The organism is Limnohabitans planktonicus II-D5 (assembly GCF_001270065.2).
Classification (GTDB): Bacteria; Pseudomonadota; Gammaproteobacteria; order Burkholderiales; family Burkholderiaceae_C; genus Limnohabitans_A; species Limnohabitans_A planktonicus.
Window position 1 is genome coordinate 19941 of the sequence record NZ_LFYT02000003.1, and the last position, 23697, is coordinate 43637.

A 23697-nucleotide genomic window follows, 5' to 3' on the forward strand; every position below is an offset into this window, starting at 1 on the left:
GAGGCTGAAAACGTCGGACTCTGCGAGTACCGACCTACGGGGCGCTGCCACCTCGTAGGTCGGCGGTCGAAGACCCCGACATGGTGCCTGCGCCGGAGGCTGCAAACGTCGGACTCTGCGAGTACCGACCTACGGGGCGCTGCCATCACGTCGATGTTCGAAGACCCCGACATCGCTCGTAGGTCGGCGGTCGAAGACTCCGACATGGTGCCTGCGCCGGAGGCTGAAAACGTCGGACTCTGCGAGTACCGACCTACGGGGCGTTGCCATCACGTCGATGTTCGAAGACCCCGACATCGCTCGTAGGTCGGCGGTCGAAGACTCCGACATGGGGCCTGCGCCGGAGGCTGACAACTGGATTGCCACGTCGCAGGCTCCTCGCAATGACGGGGTAAGTGGTATTGCACAGCATCACCACTGTCATTGCGAGCGAAGCGCGGCAATCCAGTATGTTTGTCGGTGGCAACAGAGCCGACAACTGGCTGCGCCCCCATCACCACGGCGTGTCACACGTCGAAGGACTCGGGCGGGAGGCCTTGTTGGTGACGTTGGTCCATGCGCAGATAGGCCGCCTCCATGCGGGAGGCCAGGCGTTGGCCGTCAAACAGCTCGGCGCGGTGGGGGCTTTTGAGCACGCGCTGGCGCAAGGCGGCCAGTTGCCCGGGTTGTTGGCACAGGGCCAGGGCCTTGGCGCGGTATTGGGCCAGGTCGTGCGTGATCAGCTCGGGCAGGCCCAGCGTGCTGAGCAAGCTGGCGCCCACGCGTGAGGCAAAGCTGCGTCCGCGCAGGGTCAGCACCGGCAAGCCCACCCACAAGGCGTCGCTGGCCGTGGTGTGGGCGTTGTAGGGGGCCGTGTCCAAAAACAGGTCGGCCAGGCGGTAGCGCGACAGGTGCATGGGCAGCGGGGCATAGCCTGCAAAGACCAGCCGTTCAGGCGCAATGCCCCGCGCTTGCGCCACTTGCCGCAGGGTGTCTTGCACTTGACGGTTTTTGTCAAACAGCCACAGCACGGCTTGGGGCAGGTCGTGCAGCAAGCTCAGCCAGGTGTCAAACACTTCGGGCTTGATCTTGAAGGTGCTGTTGAAGCAGCACAGCACCAGGGCATCGGCGGGCAGTCCTGCGGTTTGCCGACTGAAGCCGGGGCTGGCCACGGCTCTTTGGGTGTCGTTGGCCTGGTAGCAGCCGGGCAGGCGCACGACTTTTTCGCTGTAATGCACCAGGTCTTCGGCTTGGATGACGTGGGTGTCGGCCACCACATAGTCCATCCACGGTGAACCCAATGTGCCCGGAAAGCCGATGTAGCTGACCTGGATGGGCGCGGCACGCCAGGCAAAAATCTGGGGGCGTCCTTGCCGTGTGTGGCCTTTGAGATCCACGGCAATGTCGATGCCGTGCGTGCGCGCGAGTTCGGCAATCTGGCGTGCGCCCAGGTGATGCACCTGGTGAAAGTGTTCGATGCCGCGCACCAGTCGTTGGCGGTAAGCATGGTCTTTGGCATCAGGCCCAAAGCTGTAGGCAAACACTTCAAAGCGCTGGCGGTCATGCGATTCGAGCATCTGCGCCATCAGGTAGCTGGTGGCGTGGTCGTGCAGATCGGCCGAAAAATACCCGATGCGCAGGCGCTGGCCCGCAGGGCGGGGCGCTTGGCTTGCAGGGGGCCAGGGAATGGGTGTGATGTTTTGTCCGATTTGCGCCGATTCGAGTTCGCCCACCCGCAGTTGCAGCGCGGGGTCATCGCTCACGATGGTCATCAAAAACGGGTTGACCGGCACATCGCTGTGCTCGGCGGCGTGCAGCACCTGCGCCAAACTGGGGGTGTGGTGCTGCCAGTCGCCCACGCAGCGTTCGGCACGCATGAGGGCCGACAGGGCGTGCACATTGTCCGGCGCAATGCGCAGGGCCTGCACATAAGCGTCTTTGGCCTCTTGGTCTTTGCCCAGCGAGGTGCAGCTGTGGCCGTATTGCAGCCAGGCTTCAAAGTTGTCCGGCTCTGCTTGTGCGGCTTGGAGGAACAAGTCCATGGCTTGCTGCGTTTTGCCCAGTTGTTCTGCACCGTGCGCCTGCAACAGCAGCACGTCGGCGGGCGGCGTGCCCGGCAAATTCAGCAGGCTTTGCCACCAGGGCAGGGCGGCGCTCAGGCGGCCCAACTCATCGAGTGTGATGGCGATGTTGGACAGGTAATAGGGGTTGGCAGGCTCCAGGCGGTGTGCGCGCTCAAAGTCGGCCAGGGCTTGGCTTGTGGGCAGGCCGTTTTCGCGCCCCAGCAGGCCACGCAGGTTCAAGGCGTCAGCGGCATCGGGGGCCAGGCGCAGCGCCTCTTGCACGCTGGCTGTGGCGGGCACGGCTTGTTGCAGCGCCCAGTGCGCCGAGGCTTGCTGGGTCCAGGCCTGCGCTTCAGAGGGTTGGCGCTGCACCCATTGCTGGCACACGGCCAAGGCCGCCTCGAGCTGGCCCATGCTGCGCAGGCAGCGCACATGTTTGAGGGGGTATTGGCTGTCTTGGGGGGCCTGCGTTTCCAGATGCGCCAGGTGCTGGCAAGCGGCGGCGACATCGCCCGATTGCTCCAGCGTCAGCGCCAGTTCAAAGCGCAGGCGCTCATGCGTGGGGTCGAGCTGGTGGGCGCGCTGCAAGTCGGCCAGGCCTTGGGCGCGCAGGGCCGCTTCGGGCAGGCGCAAGGCGGTGTGCGCACGGGCCCGCCACAGGGCCGACTCTTGCGGGCGCGCCTTGAGCGCTGCATCAAACACGGCCAATGCCAACTGCGGCGGCCCCGAGGTCAGCAGCCCCAGGCTCAGGGTTTGCAGCTGGCTGGCCGTGGCTTGTGCCAGGTCGGTGGTCACAGGCTGAGTCTGTGCTTGGGCTTGGGATGGCACAGGCGCTGAGCGGGTCGGTTCGCTGGCGGCAATGTCCATGGCCGCTGGGGCCAAGCCCGCTTGCCAGCGCTGCCACATGGCGCTGTAAGCGGCTTGCAGGTGGTGGCAGGTCAGCTCAGCATCGAACAGCGGCAGACGGGCGCGCTGCATGTGCAGGTGGTCTTTGAGGCGCTGCAAACGGGCCGGGTCACGGGCCAGATCAATGGCGCGCTGCACATACCCATCGCTTTGCTCCACCGCCAGCTCTTGCACCAGCGGCGCGCCGCCGGGCACTTGGCAGCCGTGCAGCAGCGAATAGGCCACGCGGCTGGAGAAACTGCGCCCATAGCGGCTGAGCACGGGCAGGCCCATCCACAAGGCGTCGGCGGCGGTGGTGTGTGCGTTGACCGGAAAGGTGTCCAAAAACAGGTCGGCCCCGGCGTGCCTGGCCAGGTGCTCGGGCGTGGGCACTCGCGGGGCAAACAGCAAGCGGGCCGGGTCCACGCCCTGCGCGCTGGCTTGCTGGCGCAAATTGTTTTTGACCCAGTCGTTGGCTTCGAGCAGCCACAGCACGCTGCCCGGTGTGGCCTGCAAGACTTGCATCCACTGGGCAAACAGCTCGGGGGTGATTTTGTAGCTGTTGTTGAAGCAGGCAAACACAAAGCCCTGGGTGCCGTTGCCGCGCTCGGGCAGGCCCAGCGCCTGGCGGCTGGTGGGTGGGGGTGCCACCTCGCGTGTGGGGTCGTTGGCCTGGTAGCTGTGCGGCAGGCGCACCAGGTGTTCGCTGTAGTGCACGCTGTCTTCGATCGCGATGACATGCGCGTCGGCGATCAGGTAGTCCATATAGGGCGCACCCGAAGAGCCGGGGTAGCCCAGATAACTGACCTGAAGGGGGCAGGGCCGGTGCGCAAAAATGCCCAGGCGGTAATGGCTGGCAAAGCCCTTGATGTCCATGCAGATGTCGATTTGCTGGGCATGCAGCCACTGCGCCACCTGTTCGTCGCTCAGTTTGGAGATGTCGATGAAATGCTCGACCGCGTTGCGGATGCGCTGGTGCATGGCGTCTTGCAGCGGGCTCCAGGACAAGGCAAAGATTTCAAACCGGTTTTTGTCATGCAAGGCCAGGACCTGCGCCAGCAGCACCGCCGTGGCGTGGTTGCAAAAGTCGTTGGACACATAGGCCACTTTGATGCGCGTATTCGTCCAGCGCTGACCTTGCCACAAGGCTTGGGGTTTGGCGGGGTGGCGGTCGGCCACCAAGGTGCGGGCGCTGGTCAGGTGTTCGGCCGGATCGTCGCTGAAGCCCAAAAACTCAAACGGAAACGCTGCCGTTTGTCCGGCGTTCAGGGCCTGCTGCAAGGCTCGTATTTGCGCGTCATCGTCGCGCCAGTCGGCCATCAGGCGGCGGGTGTAGGCCAGTCGCCCCATCACATAGGGGGCTAACTGGGCTTGCCCGGCAGCGGCTTGCAGCCAGCGCTGCAGATGCTCGGCGGCCTGCTCATAGCGCTGGGTGCGGTGCAAGAGTCCGGCCAGGTTTTCCAGCGCGTCGGCATGCAGGGGCTGGTGTTGCAGGGCCTGAGCAAAATAGCCCATGGCTTCTTCATGGCGTCCCATGCGCGAGAGCACGGCCCCCAGGGCGTTGAGGATTTCGGGGCTGCTGGGGGCCAGTTGACGGGCTTGCTCGAAGGTGGCGAGCGCCTGCGATCCATCGAGGCGTTTGTCGGCGTGCAGTTGCGCACCCAGCGCGAACAGGGCTTGGGCCTTGGCCAGGACGGCGGGGTCCAAAGCTGGCAAAGCCGCAGGAGAATCAGAAGAAGCAGAAGAAGCCATAGGTCAACAGGGGCCTAGGTAGGGTGGTCATGCGGGCATGGGCATGCCGGTGATGATCTGGTGGTGGCGCGGTAGGCAAACCTGTTGGTAGTCGTAATGCTCAACCACATGCGCACGCGCAGCTCGGCGGATGTCTTTGACATCTTTCGGCCGGGCCAGCACATCGCACACCTGGCGGGCAATGGCTTCGGGGTCAAAAAAGTCCACCAGCAAGCCGTTTTGGCCGTGGGTGATGACTTCTTGCACCGGCGGCGTGGCCGAGCCCACCACGCAGCAGCCCAGGCTCATGGCTTCGAGCATGGACCAGGACAGCACAAAGGGCACCGTCAGGTACACATGCACGGCCGAGACGCGCAGCATGTTGACCATGGTGGTGTAGGGCACCTGGCCGACAAAGTGCACCCGCGACAGGTCGATTTTGTCTTGCACTTCACGCAGGAACTGGGCCTTGTAACCCCCGCCTGTGGGTGGCGCCGGGCCATAGCTGACTTCGCTGCCGCCCAGCAAAATGACGCGGGCATTGGGACGTTCGGCCAGGATGTGGGGCAAGGACCGCATGAAGCTGTGGTAGCCGCGCATGGGTTCGAGGTTGCGGTTGATGAAGGTGATGATTTCATCGCCCATCTGGGCCTTGATGTTGTCGCGGCCCAGCTGTATCCAGGCGTCTTCCCGGGGCGTGAGGCGGTGGGTTTCGATGCCGTCATGACAGACTTCGATGCGCTGGCGCAAAAACGCTGGGAACTGGCTGGCCTGCCATTCGGTGGGCGAGAGCCCCACGTCGGAGTCAACCAGCGATGAGGTCAGGTGCAAGTTGCGCACATGGCAGCGCATGACGGCGTCCGGGGCGGCGGAAAACTCGGGGTCAAAGTCCACATCGCTGCCTTTGCCGTTGTAGAAATACTCGCAAAAACTGGTGATGCGCGCGTGCGGTGCCACGTGGCGCACCAGCATCATTTCGCCCCAACCGGCGTGCCCCACGATCACATCGGGTGTGAAGCCGTTTTTCATGAGTTGCGTCAAGGTGCGGGCCACCGCTTCGCCCCGGATGACGGCCGCCTCGGTCGAGGTCAGCCAGGGGTGGATGGCTTTGCTGGACCCCCGGGCGTTGTCGTAGCTGACATTAGGGATGCCCTGGATGGTGGTTTCCTTGCGGCTGGAGATGGCCATGACCTCGTGGCCCAGCTTGGCCATGGAGGGTGCCAGCGCCCGGTATTGGCCGGGAAAATTTTGATGGATAAAGAGGATTTTCATCGTCGGCACGGGCGGCGGCTTGCGCGTTCAACCCAGTTTGGATTTGAGGAACTTGGCGTCCATGAAGGCCGGGTTGCTGATCGGGCCTTCAAAGCCGGTGGCCAGGCTCATGGGCGGGTTTTTGCGGCGTTTTTCCATGACGATGACCGAGTCAAACACCGAGATCGAATACAGGTGCCTGCACAGGTAGTTTTTGGCAATGGCTTCATCGCTTTGGTGGTACCAGCCGTGCATGTCGTCGATCATGCCTTTGACAAACTCGTGGAAGGTGCCCGGCTTTTTCAGGCCCCCGCCGAGCTTGGACAGGTAGCTGCTGTGGGTGTCTTCGCAGATGTAGAGCCCCCCATCACTGAGCGCCGGGAACAGTTCCACAAAAGTGGTGATCTGCTGCTCCATGGTGTGGCCGCCGTCATCGAGCACGATGTCCAGTTGTGGGTGCTTTTGCTTGAAGCCCGCCCAGAAGTCCTTGCTCGCTTGGTCACCGATCCAGACTTCCAGGCCTTCTTTTTCGAGTGATTGGCAGCGTGGGTCGATGTCCAGGCCGATGTAGTGGAAGTTGCTCTGCGTGAAGTATTGGTTCCACATCTGGGCGCTGCCGCCGTTCTGGATACCGATCTCCAGGAACTTCAGGTTTTCCAGGTGGCGATAGGGCGCCAGGCAGCGGTGGTAGATCTCGAAGTAGTGCGTCCATTTGTGAATGGCCCGCTGGTTGTTGTTGATGAAGTAGTTCAACAAGGGGTTGTCGGCAAGGGGCTTCATGGGGTGCTCTAGTCTGCGGCCAGGGGCTTGGTGGCTGCGGGGTTGGGGGCGACTTTGTCCGCTTTCTGGGTGGCTTGGGGCCAATGCAGTTGGCGGTAGGTTTTGTAGGCGTTTTTCCAAGACTCAGTGCTGAAGTCGCCAGCACTGAAATGGGTGATGGCAATGGGCCAGACCCCCAGGCGCAAACCGGCGCGGTGCGCTTGCAGGCAAAAGTCCAGGTCGTAGAGGTGAAAAGCCAGCTCCGGGGCAAACTGCACATGGGCTTCTTGCAGTGTGCCCGCCCGCGCAGCGATGAACACGCCATCCAGCAAGCGGGCGGCCGCTCGCGTGGGGCCATACAGGCTAAAACCGTTGGGGTGTTTGGGGGTGATGTGGTGGAGCCCACCCAGCAGCTTGTGCGGCAAGTCCCATGTGCCCATTTTTTCGGCAAAAGCCCAGGCACCCTGGCCTGGGTTGACGCCTTTGTTGCCCGCGACGCCCACGACATCGAACACGGCCAGTGCTTCTGACAAGCGTTGCGCGATTGCAAAATCATCGAGCCGAACATCGTCGTGCAAGAACACCAACATGCTGTCTGCTTGGCTCAGCGCGATGGCCTTGTTGTAGTGCGTGGCCAGCGGGCTGGTGTTGTGGCTGGCCAGTTCCAGCCGAAAGTCCACGCCCCGGTTTTGCAAGTCGGTCAAGGCAAGGCCCAGGGGCGCTTGTGTCCAGAAGTCTGCCGTGCTCAGGCGCGTGGCGCAGACAAACACCAGTTGGCCAGGCGGGGGGGCGGGATAAACCAGGGGGGCATCAGCCAAGGCTTGCTTTTTGGATTTTTGCGCGACAGTGGCGGGGCTCAGGGCCACAGGCCAGTCGCCTGTTGGCCGTTGGTGTTTTTGTGCCGCCTGCTGCAAAGCCGCATAAATCCGGGCCGATGGGGTGGGCCAATTCAAGTTTTGCAAGGCTGACTTGGCCGTCAATCCTGTCAATTGGACCAGCAGGTCGTGACGAATGGCCAGTGCATTGGGCGAGAGCTTGACCAGCGCGAATCGGGCAAAGGCATCGTGCAGGCGTTCGACCAGCCAGAAGTCATGCAGCGTTTCTTGGGGCGAGAGCAGCACCGCATGCCCGCCGCTCAGCTGAATCTGGTGCAGCTGTTCTTGCAAAGTGCCGGGCGTCTGGCTCAGCAAGCAGCGCTTGTCGGTCAGCAGCCTTCGGAGATCGGCTTGCGCGGCGTGCTGTTTGTCGCCTGCGATCAGGTGCACGCTGCGCAAAGCGCTGTCTGGTGCCGGTGGCTGCGTGCTGGCCTGACCGATTTTGATCAGCCAAGCCGCCAGGCGCAGGCTTTGGGGGCGGCTCAGTTGCTGGGTCTGGCCCCAGTGCTGAATGCTTTGCGCTTGTTCCGGGTGCAGCGCCAGTGTGGCTTTGCTCACTTGATCAGGGCCTGCAATCCAGTGTTGGGCCAGAAAAGCCCACATGTCCCACTGGCGCGCCGCTTGGGCAGCCGAAGCAGCCGCTTTGCCGGTGTAAACGCCAGTGGTCGGTGCCAGGTACAGGGGGGTGTCGGGTGTCAGGCGCTGGGTGGGGTAGTGGCGAAACAGGTCGGCCGGGCTCAGTTGCGCCGCATTCACGCGGGGCAGTCTGATGCCTCGGTGCTGCGCCTGGCGCGCCGTTTGTTCGGTCCACAAGGCCTCGTACTGCGCCACCACGCCAGCCCAGTCGTAGTGCTGGCGCACATGCGCTTGCCCTGCGGCACCCATTTGCTGGCGCAGATCGGGCCGGGTGGCCAGGGTTTGCAGGGCCTGCACGGTCAGCTCCACGTCCACCGCCGTCACGGCTTGCATGTGGCCGATGTAATGGTCGTAGTTCAGCTGCTCGCTGGCAAAGCGCTGCTCGATGCGGTCCAGTCCCGATGGCCCCGGCATTTGGGTCGGGATCAAAAAGCCATGCTGGCCGTGCTGCAAGGTTTCGCGGTAACCGTCCCAGTCACTCAGGATGCAGGGCAGACCTGCCGCCATGGCTTCGATGGGGGTCAGCCCGAAGGTTTCCTGAATGTTGTCCGACAGCGAGCAAAACACGTCGGCCGCAGCCAGGCTGCGTTTGAGGGCGTGGGGCTTGCGGCCGTCCAGGCGCAGCACCTGCACGTTGTGCTGCAAGGCCACTTCATTGAAGGCTTTTTCAGTGGCGTCGTTGGCAAACCAGCCGCATTCCAGAATGCGGATGCGCTGGCCGGTGCGCACCGCCACCTCGGCCACAGCGCGGTACAGGGCCACCGGGTTGGCCTTGGCATGAAAGCTCAGCCGCCCCACAAACAAGACCACCAGATCCTGTGGCGAAAAACCCAGCGTGGTGCGGGCCGCCAGGCGGTCCGCAGGGCTGAAGGCAAAGTCCTGGGTGTGCACGCCCAGGGGAATGATGGGCAGGCCGGGCAATTCGGGCTGGCGTTCAAACTTGCCAAAGCGGCGCTGCAACACGGCTTTTTCCACCCGCCAGATGCGCTCCACCGCTGTGCGCACCGACTGCGAGGTGCAGATCAGCGCATCGCTTGGGCGGGTCGGAGCGCTCACATAGTCGGCCAGTTGCTGCATGACGTGGGCCGAGCTGATGGTGTGGGTCACGCCGCTGAACACCAGGTGGTTCAGGCGCCAGGCGCTGCGCTGGCTCATTTGCAGATTGGCCAGCGGGGCGGGCATGTGCAGCACATCCAGCGCGGCCCACTGGGCAGGGGCGTTCAGGTCCAGACAGGGCAGGGGAGCGGGGGAAGATTCTTTGGCAGTGAGAGACTTGACCACCGCCTGCACCGCTTCGCGGGGTTTTCCGCTAGGGGTGACCAGGGTGATGCGCTCACGCAGATCGGGGTTTTGCAGGCAGGCCTTGAGGAACCCATGCCCTGCAGACTGCCTGCCCATCAGCTTGGGGGTGTCCATGGACACAGCATCTTCGGTCATGATCAAACCGATGCGCGGCTTTTTGACGTGTTGGGTCATGTGACAAATTCAAATGTGAATTCAAAAGCAGGTGCAAAACGGGTTTTGCGTGTCCTATCTGTCAGAACATTGTCTCATTGAAAACGGGTAGTGCCCGATGCGCATCGACTGGCCAGCTGAAGCCTGCTGGCGCCGCCGCTTGGAGCCGGTCATCACAAAGAAGTTGCAGGTCGGCGGTCGAAGACCCCGACGCGGGCCGTAGGTTTTCGCAGGTCGGTGGTCGAAGACCCCGACGTGGGCCGTAGGTTTTCGTAGGTCGGTGGTCGAAGACCCCGACGTGGGGCTGTGGGTTTTCGTAGGTCGGCGGTCAAAGACCCCGACGTGGGCCGTAGGTTTTCGCAGGTCGGCGGTCAAAGACCCCGACGTGGGCCGTAGGTTTTCGTAGGTCGGTGGTCGAAGACCCCGACGTGGGCCTGTGCCGAAGCCCATCACGTCGGACTCTGCGAGTGCCGACCTACGAGAAGACATTTCTCACGCATTTCAAATTTCTGCGTGCCGGGTCCATAAAATGGTCGGATATGTTTGTTCACCTGCGCCTTCACTCCGAATTTTCCGTCGTTGACTCCACCTGCCGCATTGACGAAGTGCTCAAGGCGGCGGCCAAAGACGGCCAGCCCGCTTTGGGCCTGACCGACCTGAATAACCTGTTTGGCGGGGTCAAGTTCTACAAGGAAGGCCGGGGCAAAGGCGTCAAGCCGGTTCTGGGCGCAGAAATCAACCTTGAAGGCCTGGGCGGGGACCAGGGGGTCATCAGCCGTGTGGCCTTGCTGGTGCAAAACCACCAGGGTTACCTGAACATTTGCGAACTGCTGGCCCGGGCCTGGACCCAAAACGTGGTCAAAAACGTGGCGGTGGTCAAGCTGGCCTGGCTCAAGGAGCTGGCCGAAGGCCTGATCCTCATGTCTGGCGCGCAGGCCGGCCCCGTGGGGCAGGCCCTGGTGCAAGGCGACAGCGACAAGGCCGCCGATGTGGCGCTGCAATTGGCGTCCATCTTTCCGCACCGTTTTTACCTGGAACTGCAGCGCGCAGGCCGCCCCGAAGACGAGCCGCAAGTGGCAGGCGCGGTGGCTTTGGCGGCCCGCTTGCATTTGCCCGTGGTGGCCACTCACCCGGTGCAGTTTTTGGCGACCGAGGACTACGAAGCCCACGAAGCGCGGGTGTGCATTTCCGAAGGTGAAATCCTGGCCAACCCGCGCCGGGTGCGGCGTTTCACCCGGGATCAGTATTTCAAGTCCTCGCAAGAGATGTGCGACTTGTTTGCCGATGTGCCCAGCGCCATCGCCAACACGCTGGAAATTGCCAAGCGCTGCAACCTGACGCTGGTGCTGGGCAAGCCGCAGCTGCCGAACTTTCCGATCCCGCCTGTGAATGGCGTGGTCATGTCGGTGGACGACTATTTCCGCCACGTCTCGTTTGAAGGCCTGGAAGAACGCCTGCAGCACCTTTACCCCGACGAAGCCAAACGCAACGCCGAGCGAGCGCGCTATGTGGAGCGGCTGGAGTTTGAGCTGGGCACCATTTTGAAGATGGGCTTTCCGGGCTACTTCCTGATCGTGGGTGACTTCATCCAGTGGGCCAAGGCCAATGGCTGCCCTGTGGGGCCAGGCCGGGGCTCAGGTGCGGGCTCGCTCGTGGCCTATGCGCTCAAGATCACCGACCTGGACCCGCTGCAATACAGCTTGCTGTTTGAGCGCTTTTTGAACCCCGAGCGGGTGTCCATGCCCGACTTCGACATCGACTTTTGCCAAGGCAACCGCGACCGGGTCATCGACTATGTGAAGGACAAATACGGGCGCGACGCGGTCAGTCAGATCGCCACCTTCGGCACCATGGCCGCGCGTGCGGCGATCCGCGACGTGGGCCGCGTGCTCGACATGAGCTACACCTTTTGCGACGGCATCAGCAAGCTCATCCCCAACAAGCCGGGCATGTCGGTCACGCTGCAATACCCGCCCGCCACGCCCAAAGAAGGCGACAAAAACAACTACGCCATTGCCATGGAGCCCATCCTGGCCGAGCGCATCGAGCGCGAAGAGGATGTGAAGACCCTGATCGAACTGGCGCAAAAGCTCGAAGGCATGACGCGCAACATCGGCATGCACGCCGGGGGTGTGCTGATCGCGCCAGGCAAGCTGACCGACTTTTGTCCGCTGTACCAGCAGCCCGGCAGCGAATCGGCGGTGAGCCAGTACGACAAGGACGACGTGGAAGCGGCGGGCTTGGTGAAGTTCGACTTCTTGGGCCTGGCCACGCTCACCATTTTGGAGATTGCCCGCGAGTTCATCATGAAGCGGCACAAAGGCCAGGAGAACTTCGCCTTTGAAAACATCGCCATCGACGACGCGGCCACCTACAAACTGTTTTCGGACGGCAAGACCGAAGCCGTGTTCCAGTTTGAAAGCCGAGGCATGCAGGGCATGTTGCGCGACGCCCGCCCGAGTCGCCTGGAAGACCTGATTGCGCTCAACGCCTTGTACCGCCCGGGGCCTATGGACCTGATCCCCAGCTTTGTGGCGCGCAAGCACGGGCGCGAAGTGGTGGAGTACCCGCACCCGGCGGTGGCCGAGATGCTGAGTGAGACCTACGGCATCATGGTCTACCAGGAGCAGGTGATGCAGACGGCGCAGATTCTGGGCGGTTACTCGCTCGGAGGCGCCGACTTGCTGCGCCGCGCCATGGGCAAGAAAAAGGCCGAAGAGATGGCCGAGCACCGCGAGAAGTTCCGCGCGGGGGCACTGGCCACCCACGGCATTGCGCAGGACAAGGCCGACGAGGTCTTTGACCTGATGGAAAAATTTGCGGGTTATGGCTTCAATAAATCGCACGCGGCTGCGTATTCATTGCTGGCCTATCACACCGGCTGGCTCAAGGTGCACTACACCGCCGAGTTCTTCTGCGCCAACATGACGGTGGAAATGGACGACACCGACAAGCTCAAGGTGCTCTACGAAGATGCCCTGAAGTTCGGCATCACCTTCGACCCGCCCGATGTGAACCGGGGCACGCACCGCTTCGAGCCGGTCACCGACAAAATCATCCGCTACGGCCTGGGCGCCATCAAGGGCACGGGCCAGCAGGCCATCGAAGCCATTGTGGCCGCCCGCAACGAAGGCGGCCCCTTCACCAGCCTGTTTGACTTTGCCGTGCGGGTGGACCGCTCGCGCATCAACAAACGCACGGTGGATGCGCTGATCAAGGCCGGGGCCTTTGACTCGCTGCAGATGAACCGGGCGGCGCTGTCGGCCAGCATTGACAAGGCCTTTGAATTTGCCAGCGCCACAGCGGCCAACGCCAACCAGGGCGGGCTGTTTGACATGCTGGGCGACGACTCGCACGGCTCCAGCACGCAAGAGCCTGATCTGGCCGATGTCATGCCCTGGGGCATTAAAGAGCGGCTGACCTTTGAGAAAACCGCCGTGGGCTTTTACCTGTCGGGCCATTTGTTTGATGCGGTCGAGCGCGAGGTGCGCCAGTTTGCCCGCCGCAAGATCGACGACCTGATCGACAGCCGTGAGTCCATGGTGCTGGCGGGCATCGTGAGCGACTTGCGCATCATCAACGGCCAGCGCGGCAAAGTGGCGATCTTCAAGCTCGACGACAAATCGGGCGTGATGGAGGCCACTGCCGATGAAAGTCTGATCAATTCGGCCAAACATTTGCTCAAAGACGACGAGCTGATCATCGTCACGGCCAAGATGCAGGCCGACCGTTTTTCAGGAGGCTTTCGCCTCAAGATGGAACAAATCATGGACCTGGGGCAGGCCCGTTGCCGCTACGGCAAATTCCTGCGCGTGACCGTCAATGGCCGAGCGCCCGACGTGGCCCGCCTGGTCAAGGAATTCCCGGCCCAGCGCGAAGAAACCGAACAGGGTGAACTGGTGCGCGGCCTGCCCGTGCGCCTGACACTGGAGCGACGCAGCGACACCGTAGGCGCCCGCGCCGAGCTGGCGCTGGGCGAGCAAGCCCGATTCTTCCCCTCTGACGCCGCCCTGGCCAGCTGGATGGCCCAAGCCGACCAAGGCCAAGCCGCCATCGTCTACGAAGACAACCACCCCATGCTGAACCTGCGCACCGTCTCGCAATAAAGCCTGGCAGCCCGCGCCCTTGTCGGGGTCTTCGACCACCGACCTACAAGGCGTCATTTGCCCTTCGCAACATGACGCCCCTCGTAGGTCGGCACCAGAAGAGTCCGACGACTTTCCCCGTAGGTCGGCACTCGAAGAGTCCGACGACTTTCCGCTTAGGTCGGCACTTGAAGAGTCCGACGACTTTCCCCGTAGGTCGGCACTCGAAGAGTCCGACGTTGTGTGCAGACCGGTAGCCTCGTTGCGCAACACATTGGTTCGCATGCCCTTGTCGGGGTCTTCGACCACCGACCTACAAGGCGGCATTTGCCCTTCGCACCATGACGCCCCGTAGGTCGGCACTCGCAGAGTCCGACGTTGTGTGCAGGCAGTTAGCCTCGTTGCGCAGCACATTGGCATGCATGCCCTTGTCGGGGTCTTCGACCACCGACCTACAAGGCGGCATTTGCCCTTCGCACCATGACATCCCGTAGGTCGGCACTCGAAGAGTCCGACGTTGTGTGCAGGCCAGAAGCCTCGTTGCGCAGCACATTGGCTCGCATGCCCTTGTCGGGGTCTTCGACCACCGACCTACAAGACGTCATTTGCCCTTCGCAACATGACGCCCCTCGTAGGTCGGCACTCGAAGAGTCCGACTACTTTCCGCGTAGGTCGGCACTCGAAGAGTCCGACGTTGTGTGCAGACCGGTAGCCTCGTTGCGCAGCACATTGGCTCGCATGCCCTTGTCGGGGTCTTCGACCACCGACCTACAAGGCGGCATTTGCCCTTCGCACCATGACATCCCGTAGGTCGGCACTCGAAGAGTCCGACGTTGTGTGCAGGCAGTTAGCCTCGTTGCGCAGCACATTGGCTCGCATGCCCTTGTCGGCGTCTTCGACCACCGACCTACAAGGCGGCATTTGCCCTTCGCACCATGACATCCCGTAGGTCGGCACTCGAAGAGTCCGACGTTGTGCCCGCTGCGGCAAAAGCCGCATGTCGAGGCTGAAGCCGACCTACAAAATGCCGTCTGCTCGTTTTTCCATGGTCCAACAAACATCAAGGGGTAAAGGCGTCGATGTGTAAGCGGTGATGGCGGACCCTATTGATCCGGCCCTGAGAAGTTTTCAATGCGCAACGATGTTGTAGGTCGGCGGTCGAAGACCCCGACATGGGCCTGTGCCGCAACCAAAATTGTCGGACTCTTCGAGTACCGACCTACGAGATAACATGAATCACACATTTCAAACTTCAGCGTGCCGGATCAATGAAAGTTTCAGTGAAGCCAAACACCATGTGCAATTTTTCAGCAATGTTCACTTCATGCCGGTAAACCTGGCTGCACCTAGTCTCAATTAGTTTGCAGCCGCATTCTTTGAACACGTCCTTCACATCTGCCATCAATTACAAGGAAATACCGTTCATGTACAGACGACTCCTGTTATGCCTCGTGACCGCCCTAGCGCTGACCGGTTGCGCCACCGGGCCGCGTCAGGTCGATCACAACTTTTCATTCGACGGCTGGAAAGACGGCTGGTACAGCGGCCCCAATAGCAATGTGCAGTTGCAGGAATACAGCTACGGCGACCAATACCACATGGTCAGAGAAAAAGTTAAGTCTGGTGAGACTCGCATTCCAGCCAACACAAGCGTCAGCGGCCCCATGCCTGTGGGCGAGTTTCTGTATGTGCGCTGGCTGCTCAAGGGCAGCGGCGAGATGGTTGAGCACCGGGTGGATTTGCGCGACCGGTTGCCTAAGGACATGCACGATCACCGCGTCAGCTTTGTCATAGACGGCAAAGACTTGTACGTCTATGTCGTCACCACCCGGCCAAAGCCCTATTACGGGGCGCCGCCTGTATTAAGACATTGGCTGTCAGAGCAAATGTACACCTACGAAATCTACCCCTCCCATCACAAGTTTTAAGGAGAACACACCATGGGAACATCTGTCACAGGGCAATTGACCGCCGAGCAAATGCAGCAAGAGGCCGCCAAGCAGCAGGCCATGGCCAACGCGGCCAACGCGCCAGCCACCGCGCGCAAATTCCAGTTCTTTGCCGCCTTTGACGGCACCAACAACGACAAGGACAACGTCCCGAAAGGGGAGTTTCAGACCAACGTGGCCAACTTGTTTGTTCAGGCGCGGACAGCATCAGAAAGTAACGCAGCGTCAAATCTGGCCGTTGGCAATTGCAAAGGCGGCGGCACCTGCGGCAACGACGAGATTGGCGGCTCCACGCGCAATGACAAGCTGCGGGCAGCCAACGACAGCGCCTGGAGGCAAGCCGCATGAAACACTGGATGCAATCCAAACGCGCCCGTCGCTGGCTCATTGCAGGCGGCTCATTGCTGCTGACAGCGGCCCTTGTGGCGTGGAACTGGCAAGGCATTTGCATCTTTGTGAACATGGTGCCCATTGGAGAAGAGCCTCCGCACCTTGGGGACTTTGACCGCAGCAAAGCCCAAAGCCTAAGCGCTGAACGGCGGGCAGAACTGGAGCGCGAGCTGTTCAGTGAACTGTGGATGTGGAATGGCAGCAGCCGCCGCTATGGCCCACCCAACGGACGGGCAGAGCGCCAACAACGCTGGATTGAGATGGCGCAAGAAGGCTCGGAGCTGGCTTATCTCACGCTCAAGGTGCTGCCGCCCGACAGCTTTGCGCGTGACCCGCGCCCCACGCTCAAGCGGCTCGAAGAGATTGCCCAACAAGGCAACGCAGCGGCCATGTGTTTGTATGGCGGCATCGTGTTTCAACTGCCCTATGGGGTGGTGGACTGGACGCCGCAAGAGGAGCGAGGACGCTTATGGGTTCTAAAAGGCGCTGAGCTGGGGCACCCTGCATGTTTAATTCGATTGGGAGGGTGGCGAATGTCGGGTTACATCCCCCCCAAAGATTTAAAGCTTGGTCTAGAGATGACGTATCAAGCTTTACGGTCAGGCTATGACCATGGAGCGAGGTCGCTGTGGGTGAGAGCGCGCGAACTGAACTTCGTCGATCCACCAAGTCGAAAGTTGGAGTATTGCTGGGCCTACAGCTTAGCCAAATATGAGGACAGTGAAGCTGATTCGTTTTTTGAAGGGTACATCCGAAACGAAGCGCCACCGCAAGACCGTCTAGTCCTTGAAGACGAGCTGAACCAACTGCGCAGATGGCACCCCAACATTGAAGACTGCATCAAATTAACTCAAAAACTCTTTGGAGAATGAATATGAGCAACATCAACACATCTATTCTGCCCGTCGTCAAAACTGAGTGGCAAGCCCAACTCTATGCCTTGCAGCAGGCTAACAAAAACGCAAATACCACTGTCACTAGTATTCAGCGGCGAATCGATGACAACGCAGCCCTTGCCACCACCCTCAAACCCCAACTAGAAAAAGCCCAATTAGCCCAATTGGCGGCGGTACAAAAGTACAACAGCTTTATCGAAAGCGGCAGCCAGATGCTCAAAGTGGCCGCCGATGCGGGGACGCGCCTCCAGAGCAGCAAATTGAGCCTGCTTGAACGTAGCCAACTGGAGCACGCTCGAGACAACATGATTAACCTGGCGAGTGAATTCATAACCTTCAAAAGCCAAAACGGTGCCAAGCTTGAGTTTCTCAGCCCTATGGATATTGGCGCTAAAACCTATTACAGCAATGGCCGCATTGAGTGGAATAACAGCATCCTTGGACAGTTAGGCCAACTCTGGGACGGCACCAAAGAAATTGCCCCGCCTCTCAAGGATGCCTTGCTCAAAGGCCCGTTGACAACAGAACAAAACTACACGATTTGCGCGAATTCACTAGGGGAGGTTTTAACAGGATTGGCCGGAAAGATTCTCAAGCCAATCCCAGGGACGCCTGACAATCTGTGGGACAAGATACTGGATCAGGCTGTTGGCGCAACTGATCCGGCAGGCGTGACGTGTCGACTCGTGTATCCCAAGGGCATGAGCCCAAGAGAGTTGTGGCTCTTGGGCGAAGTCATTCAGGGTGGAGAGTCTGAGGCACTGCTCATCAAGCCAGAAAAATTTGCCTCAGCGATCTTGATGGAGGCATTCTCCGATGCGCAGATTCAAGGCTTGTGGAGCAGTGCCCAAGCGAACCAAGTGATCAAAGCTGTGACGGGCAACGATTGGACGCCATTCTTGGATGCACCTGACAGTCTTGCAGATTTTTCTGCATTGGCCCCTGTGTGGGCAAACCCCCAGTGGGGCATACAGTTGGCCAGCGCCGGCGGCATTGAAAGCGATGCAGGCAATGGTTTGTATCTGGGCGATCTGGGCACCAGCATCTACAGTTTGGCCGATGGTGGCCTCAAAGCCAGAGTGGGCGAAGATGGCGCAGGCCTTTTGCTGGGGAATGACAGCACTGATGAACTCAAATTTGGTGCAGGCACTTCATGGGAGCTGACAGGTACAGGGCTCAAGGTCACTGCCAACAACCAAACCACCACCCGCAACTGGCTCACAGACAACGTCTACCAGACCGACACCTTTGTTGGCCCACCTGCGCCCACTAACACGACCCCCAATACGGCACCCACTTTCAGCAGCCTGGACTTCGGCCCCGTCAGCTACAACCTGTTTGACGCCGCGCAGAACAACAACGCCTCTTACAAGATGTGGCAGCTCAACCAGAACAATGGCTTGAGCAGCAACGCCTACAACAGCTTCACCCAGCAAAGCAGCAATTTTGTGGTGGACTATTCATTGGGCGGCACGGGCAGCAGTGGCTTGGGTTTGCAGCCACCACCCAGCTGGAGCGACCCGATCGGCGCTTTCTACGACAGCCAAAGCAGTGCCTTTGACAATGCCGCCAGCATTGCCAACAAAACCACGCGGGCGATGAATGCGCAGGGCCAGGGCTTGAGTGCTGCCCAACTGGCCGCACTGGACACCAACAATGATGGGCAACTGAGCACCGCAGAAGCCAGCGGCGTGCGCCTGTGGGCTGATGTGAACGAGGACGGACATCTGGACAGTGGCGAGTTGTTGAGCGTGAACAGCCCACTTAAGAGTGCGGACTACAACTTCTACACCCGGGGCAGTGCCTTGACCGTGTCGGCCTCTGCGGATGCGCCTTTGGTACCGACGATCAACGTGCCCACGGATCGGCCGCAAACACTCACGGCCAATTCGCCGGGCAACACGGTGTTGACTGGGCCTGTGGCACCAGTCAACCCTGTCTACGCCAGCTTGCCAGTGGCCATCGGCTTCACGGCGGCGGCTTTGCCTGCTGCGCCGGGCTATGGCGGCGTGCCCGCCAGCAACTACCGCAGCTTGCGCGACACGGACAACGTGTACTTGTTTGGCAATGGCAGCTTTGTGGCGTTCACGGCCAGCCAAGTCAAGATCAACAACGGCAACCGCACCTACATGATCGGCACCGATGGGGCCGACAGCTTTGACAGCAGCACGTATGCGAACACGGGGTTTTTTAACAACAACTTGTTGGTGAACTTCTTGGGCGGTGGCGGCAATGACGAAATGGGCGGCTCCACGCGCAATGACAAGCTGTGGGGTGGCACCGGCAACGACACGGAATATGGCTACGCCGGGGACGACTCGGTCTATGGCGAAGAGGGTGACGATGTGTTGCTGGGGCAAGACGGCAATGACCTGCTGGACGGCGGCGTGGGCAACGACGCGCTGGTGGGCGGCAATGGTGACGATCTGGCCTGGGGTGGTGATGGAGCCGATCAGCTGGAAGGCAATGAGGGGGCAGACAAGCTGCTGGGCCAAAACGGCAACGATGTGATGTTTGGTCAGGTGGGCAATGACAGCCTGTGGGGCGGCGAGGGCGATGACCTGCACTTCGTCATTACCGGAGGTCAGGTGGTGAATTTGGTGATTGACAACAATTGGGCGGTCAACGATCCGAACTTTTTGATTGCAGCAAACAGGCTGTAAATCTGATTGAACTTGAAGAAATTATTGGTTTGAAATATTGGCGTAGTGTGGCCGACGCAGAGTTGCGGATTTCAAGCTGTTCACGTGCTTTTGACAATGCGTTGTTTTGACATATTCGACACGCAGTGGCACACGTTTTGATGGCACTCATCTACCCGCATAAAGGACAAAAAATGACATACGTGAATGAACGAATTTCTGATGAAGACATAGTCAAGTACCGCGTGGAAGAAACCTCTTGGCCGCATGGTTTGTACTGCCATAAGAACTGGGTGATCGACCGTGAGCGCGACATTTATTTGCGAAATGCCTACGACGACCGAGGCGAGACCACCAATGAGTATTGGTCGTTTTACTGGAAAGGCCATGAATGGCCCGTGTATGGCTACAGGGTGAGCTATACGCCTAAGACCGATAGCCACATCGCACAGTACACGGTGCGATTGAAGTTCACCAAATTCCCCGAAGGGTTGCTCGACAAACTAGATGAAATCAGAGCCGATTTCATGGAGGCGTACCGGGCGCACTTGCTCAACCAAAACATCGACATCACCTTTATTTTTGAATAAGTTTGGGCAGGGACGGATTGAGGAGCGGAAAGATCCGAGCGGTGTACTCGATTCCAAGGGATTTTTTTCGATTGGAAACAATCCGTTTCAGTTTCTCATCCGGATTACAAGCAGCCCCAAGCCCCCCGGTTACGGCAGTCTCACCATCGGTGACTACAAGCGTGTGTTGCCCTTCGATCATGAACTGATCGAGAAGCACCTGATGCCCGGCGTAAATGGCAGTGATCCCCTTGGACCCCTCAAACCCATGACCAACGAGGCCAGAGTTATTGCCGGGACCAGGCCGCTGGCCACTCATCCCAAGGGTTACTGGGTTTATGCCAACAGCAACACAACTGCTTCTTACGACGCAAGTCTGATCATCGATCTGGATCGCAACGCACAAGTTTTGAATATCAAGTTAACGCAAAAGGAGGAGTAAAAAAAGGCTACTTTGACTACGCAAGCCGTAAAGGCAATCAGGGATTGGGCAGACCAATTCAACCCCGCAGCAGGCCAAGCCCTGATCGATGCAGCCGCTCGTTCCCCTTATCTGACCAGCCAATTCAACCAGTTTGTGGCCACTGGGGGTGAGTTTGCGGCGCCTGCGGCCAATTCAGCCAGTGCACAAAGACTGGACGACGGAAGTTCCGAAACCCATCATGTCGGATTCTTCGAGTGCCGACGAGGTGACATTTCTCACACATTTCATTCGTCAGCGTGCTGGATCAATAACCCAATTTTTTTTACACATCAAAGATGTTTCTTCATGACCGACAACACACGACACACAGCACCCCACGCCACAAATGGCTAGCAGGCTGCTGAAATACTCAACGATTCAGAGGGGCCACCTTGCCCCGAAGATGCATTTTCAGATTTTCATTTCGCATTTTGAAATTCCAGTGGTTTGAAACGCTTCAAAACCGCGTTTTGCCGCACCTATCCCTGCTTTTTTCGCTCATCGGGCACCTTGCAGACGCACCTGTCCCAGCGTGCGCAGTCGCGTGAGGTTGTAGGCAGCCATCGTCAGCACAAACATCTGATCGACTTTCTCCAAACCTCGCACCAACACCTGGCGCATGTGGCCCACAGTCTTGGCCCAACCAAAGCCTTGTTCGATGCGCTTGCGTTTTTCCCGCGACATGGCGTAACCCTCACTGTCGGCCACTGCATCGGGTACGGCCGATTTACGCCCTGATTTGTTCTGCGCCACATGCGGCAACACGTTCATCTGCTGCAAGGCATTGATGAATTCTTGCGCGTCGTAGCCTTTGTCTGCCCCCAGCGTGAGCGTTGTCTCTTCTTCATGCGACTGGCGCACATCGTTGATCATCGCTTTTGCCGCTTCGCGCTCAGCGTAGCCGTCCGCTTGCGTGACCATGGCATTTACCACCAGGCCGTTTCGGTTGTCCGTAAGTGTGTGGCCCATGAATCGCAGTTCGCTGGCGGTCTTGCCTTTGCGATACAGCCGGGCATCACCGTCCGTCTTGGATTCGTGCGTCTCGTTGCTGCGCTGCTGGTTGCGGAAGTTGCTGCCATCGCTGTCGTCACCATCTTGGCGATCCTTGGGCACAAAACTCTTGTGGCCTGCCCACGCCTGGATCAAAGTGCCGTCTACGCTGAAGTGCTCGCCCGACAACAGCTGGCGCTCATCAGCTTGCGCCACGATCTGGTTGAACAGCTCGACCACCGCATCATGCGCAATGAGTCGCTGGCGATTCTTGGTGAAGACCGTGGGCACCCAGACTGCATCGTCCATGGCCAGTCCTACAAACCAGCGAAACAGCATGTTGTACTGAATTTGCTCCATGAGCATGCGCTCCGAGCGCACGCTGTAGAGCACCTGCAGCAGCATGGCGCGCAATAGCTTCTCGGGGGCAACGCTAGGGCGACCGCCTTTGATGTCAGCCTCATACATGTCCGCAAACAAGCCGTCCATGGCCACCAGTGCTTTGTTGACCATCTCACGGATGGCTCGCAAAGGGTGTCCAGCAGGTACGAAATCATCCAGCCGTTTCATCAGAAACAAGCTCTCGGTAAAGGTGTCTGCGCCGCGCATGTCAAACTGTTTTTTTGTGATGCCTGAATTCTCGAACGCGCAGCTGAATTGACGCTTTCAGCGTGTCAGTATTTCAGCAGCCTGCTAGAGCGCCTTCGGCTGGCTCCTATGTTAAGGAAATCATCTGGCCTTTATGTGTCGTACACGCATTGGCTCGTATATGCCGAAAACGGGGTGGCATTTAAGTGCCCAAAACGGATTGGCCTCTATTTGGTGAAAAGTGACATCTGAGAAAACCGCAATCGAAAAGCGTTGCACTGGCGTTGGCGACGGAATGAGTGCCAAGCATCAACCGTATGAGTAACGATGTGTAAATAGTGCGCGGCATGTCGTTGCATGTTTTGATAAAAACGAATTTTACAAAGTTATAAGTTTGTGAATAAGTCAAAATGTTGGTGCTAAATAATTCAGTGAAGCAAACCACCATGCGTAATTTCACAGCAATGTTCAGAGGTACAGGCAGCTTCAATTGTTTGATGGGCGGCTGCAGCCAGGCAGACAAGCTGTGGGGCGGCGCGGGCAATGAAACGGAATATGGCTACGCCGGAGACGAGTCGGTGTATGACGGGGGTCTGAATTTGGACTTTATTGCCAGCAACGCCAACGAACGAAAAAAGATGGCATGCTAAAGAATGTAATCACCATGCTCATGGCCTGCATGGGCGCTCTTGTGTGGACGGCTTCTAACGCCCAAACCCGACACAACACCCCAGCAGCAGCAACGCTGACGCCCGCCCAACTGGACGCTAAGCGCAAATGCCCGGATGGGCCGCACTATCGATGCGGTGAACTTGTTGGCCTCTATGCGGACGACGTGTTTCAGCCAGGGAATCAAAAAATACTGGGTAAGGACATGCCTGCACATCAGTGCACCTTTGGCGGGGTGCGCTACAAAATTCCCTACAGCTTTGCCAAAGTGATGCACCCCAAATGCGCATCGGCAGAAACGGTGGCGTTCTGGATACCGCTGGCGCACATGGCCAATGGCACGGAAGCCGCCGGGACCAAGCTGGCACGCGAAGCCCTCAAACTGGGTTTGATGTCGCCTTATGGGGTTCGGATTTCCCTGCAAGCCAACGATTCGACCTTGCGGCAACGCAGCACGTATGACAGCTGTAAACCGAGGCACATTGATGCCGACACCCTGCCCACGAAGCTGTACTTTGACATGACGATGTATGTGGACCGCAGCGCCAAAGGCAAACTGGCCACGGACGACCATTGCTATGTCTCGGATGACCCGAAGTACGAGTTTTACCCGGGCATTCCGGTGAGCTATTTTGTGCCCTTCATCTATAGCTTTCGGGGTGGCAGCAAGGCGAGCCCCAAAGAAACGCGGGCAAAAGCCGCCTTCACTTTGCACAACGACAAAGTGTTTGTCGAGTACTTGCTCCAGACGGACATGTTGCCGTACTGGAAAGAAATCCACACCGCAGTCCTGAATCTTGTTCAATCCTGGGAGCAATAAAA

The 23697-nt window shown here is 59.6% G+C and carries 14 protein-coding genes; 9 read left to right on the forward strand and 5 right to left on the reverse strand.

The features are described 5' to 3' along the window. Positions 1-506: 506 nt before the first annotated feature. The 4 genes from H663_RS23200 to H663_RS23215 are packed head-to-tail and all read right to left on the reverse strand — an operon-like array spanning position 507 to position 9655. The gene (locus tag H663_RS23200) at positions 507-4679 is read right to left on the reverse strand and encodes an O-linked N-acetylglucosamine transferase family protein (RefSeq protein WP_053176682.1); all 4173 of its coding nucleotides are present in this window, start codon (positions 4677-4679) and stop codon (positions 507-509) included. Between the two features lie 27 nt (positions 4680-4706). Continuing rightward, a complete protein-coding gene (locus tag H663_RS23205) occupies positions 4707-5930 on the reverse strand; it encodes a glycosyltransferase family 4 protein (RefSeq protein WP_053176680.1) in 1224 nt (407 codons plus the stop codon). A gap of 27 nt (positions 5931-5957) precedes the next feature. Beyond that, positions 5958-6689, reverse strand: a complete 732-nt coding sequence (locus tag H663_RS23210) for a class I SAM-dependent methyltransferase (RefSeq protein ID WP_053176678.1) — start codon at positions 6687-6689, stop codon at positions 5958-5960. A gap of 8 nt (positions 6690-6697) precedes the next feature. Continuing rightward, complete coding sequence (locus H663_RS23215; protein ID WP_053176676.1) at positions 6698-9655, reverse strand: glycosyltransferase; 2958 nt, start codon at positions 9653-9655, stop codon at positions 6698-6700. A gap of 518 nt (positions 9656-10173) precedes the next feature. On the opposite strand from H663_RS23215, the gene dnaE reads away from it, so the two are divergent. The 7 genes from dnaE (at position 10174) to H663_RS23250 (ending at position 20607) form a co-directional block, all read left to right on the forward strand. After that, the gene (gene dnaE, locus H663_RS23220) at positions 10174-13740 is read left to right on the forward strand and encodes a DNA polymerase III subunit alpha (RefSeq protein ID WP_053176674.1); all 3567 of its coding nucleotides are present in this window, start codon (positions 10174-10176) and stop codon (positions 13738-13740) included. Positions 13741-15095: 1355 nt separating this feature from the next. Continuing rightward, entirely contained in the window at positions 15096-15647 is a 552-nt protein-coding gene (locus H663_RS23225; protein WP_053176668.1) for a hypothetical protein, read from the forward strand. 12 nt (positions 15648-15659) lie between these two features. Beyond that, entirely contained in the window at positions 15660-16016 is a 357-nt protein-coding gene (locus H663_RS23230) for a hypothetical protein (protein ID WP_053176666.1), read from the forward strand. Next, positions 16013-16930 carry an SEL1-like repeat protein gene (locus H663_RS23235; protein WP_053176664.1) on the forward strand — a complete coding sequence of 306 codons (918 nt, stop codon included), beginning with the start codon at positions 16013-16015 and terminating at the stop codon, positions 16928-16930. Before H663_RS23230 ends, H663_RS23235 begins: the two co-directional genes overlap by 4 nt. Positions 16931-16932: 2 nt before the next feature. Next, positions 16933-19617 (forward strand): calcium-binding protein, encoded by a 2685-nt coding sequence (locus H663_RS23240; protein ID WP_053176662.1) that lies wholly within the window; start codon positions 16933-16935, stop codon positions 19615-19617. A gap of 173 nt (positions 19618-19790) precedes the next feature. Next, positions 19791-20186: a hypothetical protein gene (locus tag H663_RS23245; RefSeq protein ID WP_133239951.1), complete on the forward strand. Its 396-nt coding sequence runs from the start codon at positions 19791-19793 to the stop codon at positions 20184-20186. Next, positions 20179-20607 carry a hypothetical protein gene (locus H663_RS23250; RefSeq protein WP_053176658.1) on the forward strand — a complete coding sequence of 143 codons (429 nt, stop codon included), beginning with the start codon at positions 20179-20181 and terminating at the stop codon, positions 20605-20607. The genes H663_RS23245 and H663_RS23250 overlap by 8 nt, the downstream gene beginning before the upstream one ends. Positions 20608-21126: 519 nt before the next feature. On the opposite strand, the gene H663_RS23255 is transcribed toward H663_RS23250, so the two are convergent. Then, positions 21127-22227 (reverse strand): IS5 family transposase, encoded by a 1101-nt coding sequence (locus H663_RS23255; RefSeq protein WP_053176656.1) that lies wholly within the window; start codon positions 22225-22227, stop codon positions 21127-21129. A 425-nt stretch (positions 22228-22652) separates the two neighbouring features. Here H663_RS23255 and H663_RS23260 point away from each other — a divergent pair, with 425 nt between their 5' ends. Next, positions 22653-22856, forward strand: coding sequence for a hypothetical protein (locus H663_RS23260; protein WP_133239952.1), 204 nt, complete (start codon positions 22653-22655; stop codon positions 22854-22856). Continuing rightward, complete coding sequence (locus tag H663_RS23265; RefSeq protein WP_133239953.1) at positions 22850-23695, forward strand: hypothetical protein; 846 nt, start codon at positions 22850-22852, stop codon at positions 23693-23695. Before H663_RS23260 ends, H663_RS23265 begins: the two co-directional genes overlap by 7 nt. Positions 23696-23697 lie beyond the last annotated feature (2 nt).

Bases quoted from the DNA above. Each gene is read 5' to 3' on its own strand.
- H663_RS23255 (WP_053176656.1), bottom strand. From the start codon at position 22,227: ATGCGCGGCGCAGACACCTTTACCGAGAGCTTGTTTCTGATGAAACGG.
- H663_RS23235 (WP_053176664.1), top strand. From the start codon at position 16,013: ATGAAACACTGGATGCAATCCAAACGCGCCCGTCGCTGGCTCATTGCA.
- dnaE (WP_053176674.1), top strand. From the start codon at position 10,174: ATGTTTGTTCACCTGCGCCTTCACTCCGAATTTTCCGTCGTTGACTCC.
- H663_RS23245 (WP_133239951.1), top strand. From the start codon at position 19,791: ATGACATACGTGAATGAACGAATTTCTGATGAAGACATAGTCAAGTAC.
- H663_RS23260 (WP_133239952.1), top strand. From the start codon at position 22,653: ATGCGTAATTTCACAGCAATGTTCAGAGGTACAGGCAGCTTCAATTGT.
- H663_RS23230 (WP_053176666.1), top strand. From the start codon at position 15,660: ATGGGAACATCTGTCACAGGGCAATTGACCGCCGAGCAAATGCAGCAA.
- H663_RS23265 (WP_133239953.1), top strand. From the start codon at position 22,850: ATGCTAAAGAATGTAATCACCATGCTCATGGCCTGCATGGGCGCTCTT.
- H663_RS23215 (WP_053176676.1), bottom strand. From the start codon at position 9,655: ATGACCCAACACGTCAAAAAGCCGCGCATCGGTTTGATCATGACCGAA.
- H663_RS23200 (WP_053176682.1), bottom strand. From the start codon at position 4,679: ATGGCTTCTTCTGCTTCTTCTGATTCTCCTGCGGCTTTGCCAGCTTTG.
- H663_RS23205 (WP_053176680.1), bottom strand. From the start codon at position 5,930: ATGAAAATCCTCTTTATCCATCAAAATTTTCCCGGCCAATACCGGGCG.
- H663_RS23210 (WP_053176678.1), bottom strand. From the start codon at position 6,689: ATGAAGCCCCTTGCCGACAACCCCTTGTTGAACTACTTCATCAACAAC.
- H663_RS23240 (WP_053176662.1), top strand. From the start codon at position 16,933: ATGAGCAACATCAACACATCTATTCTGCCCGTCGTCAAAACTGAGTGG.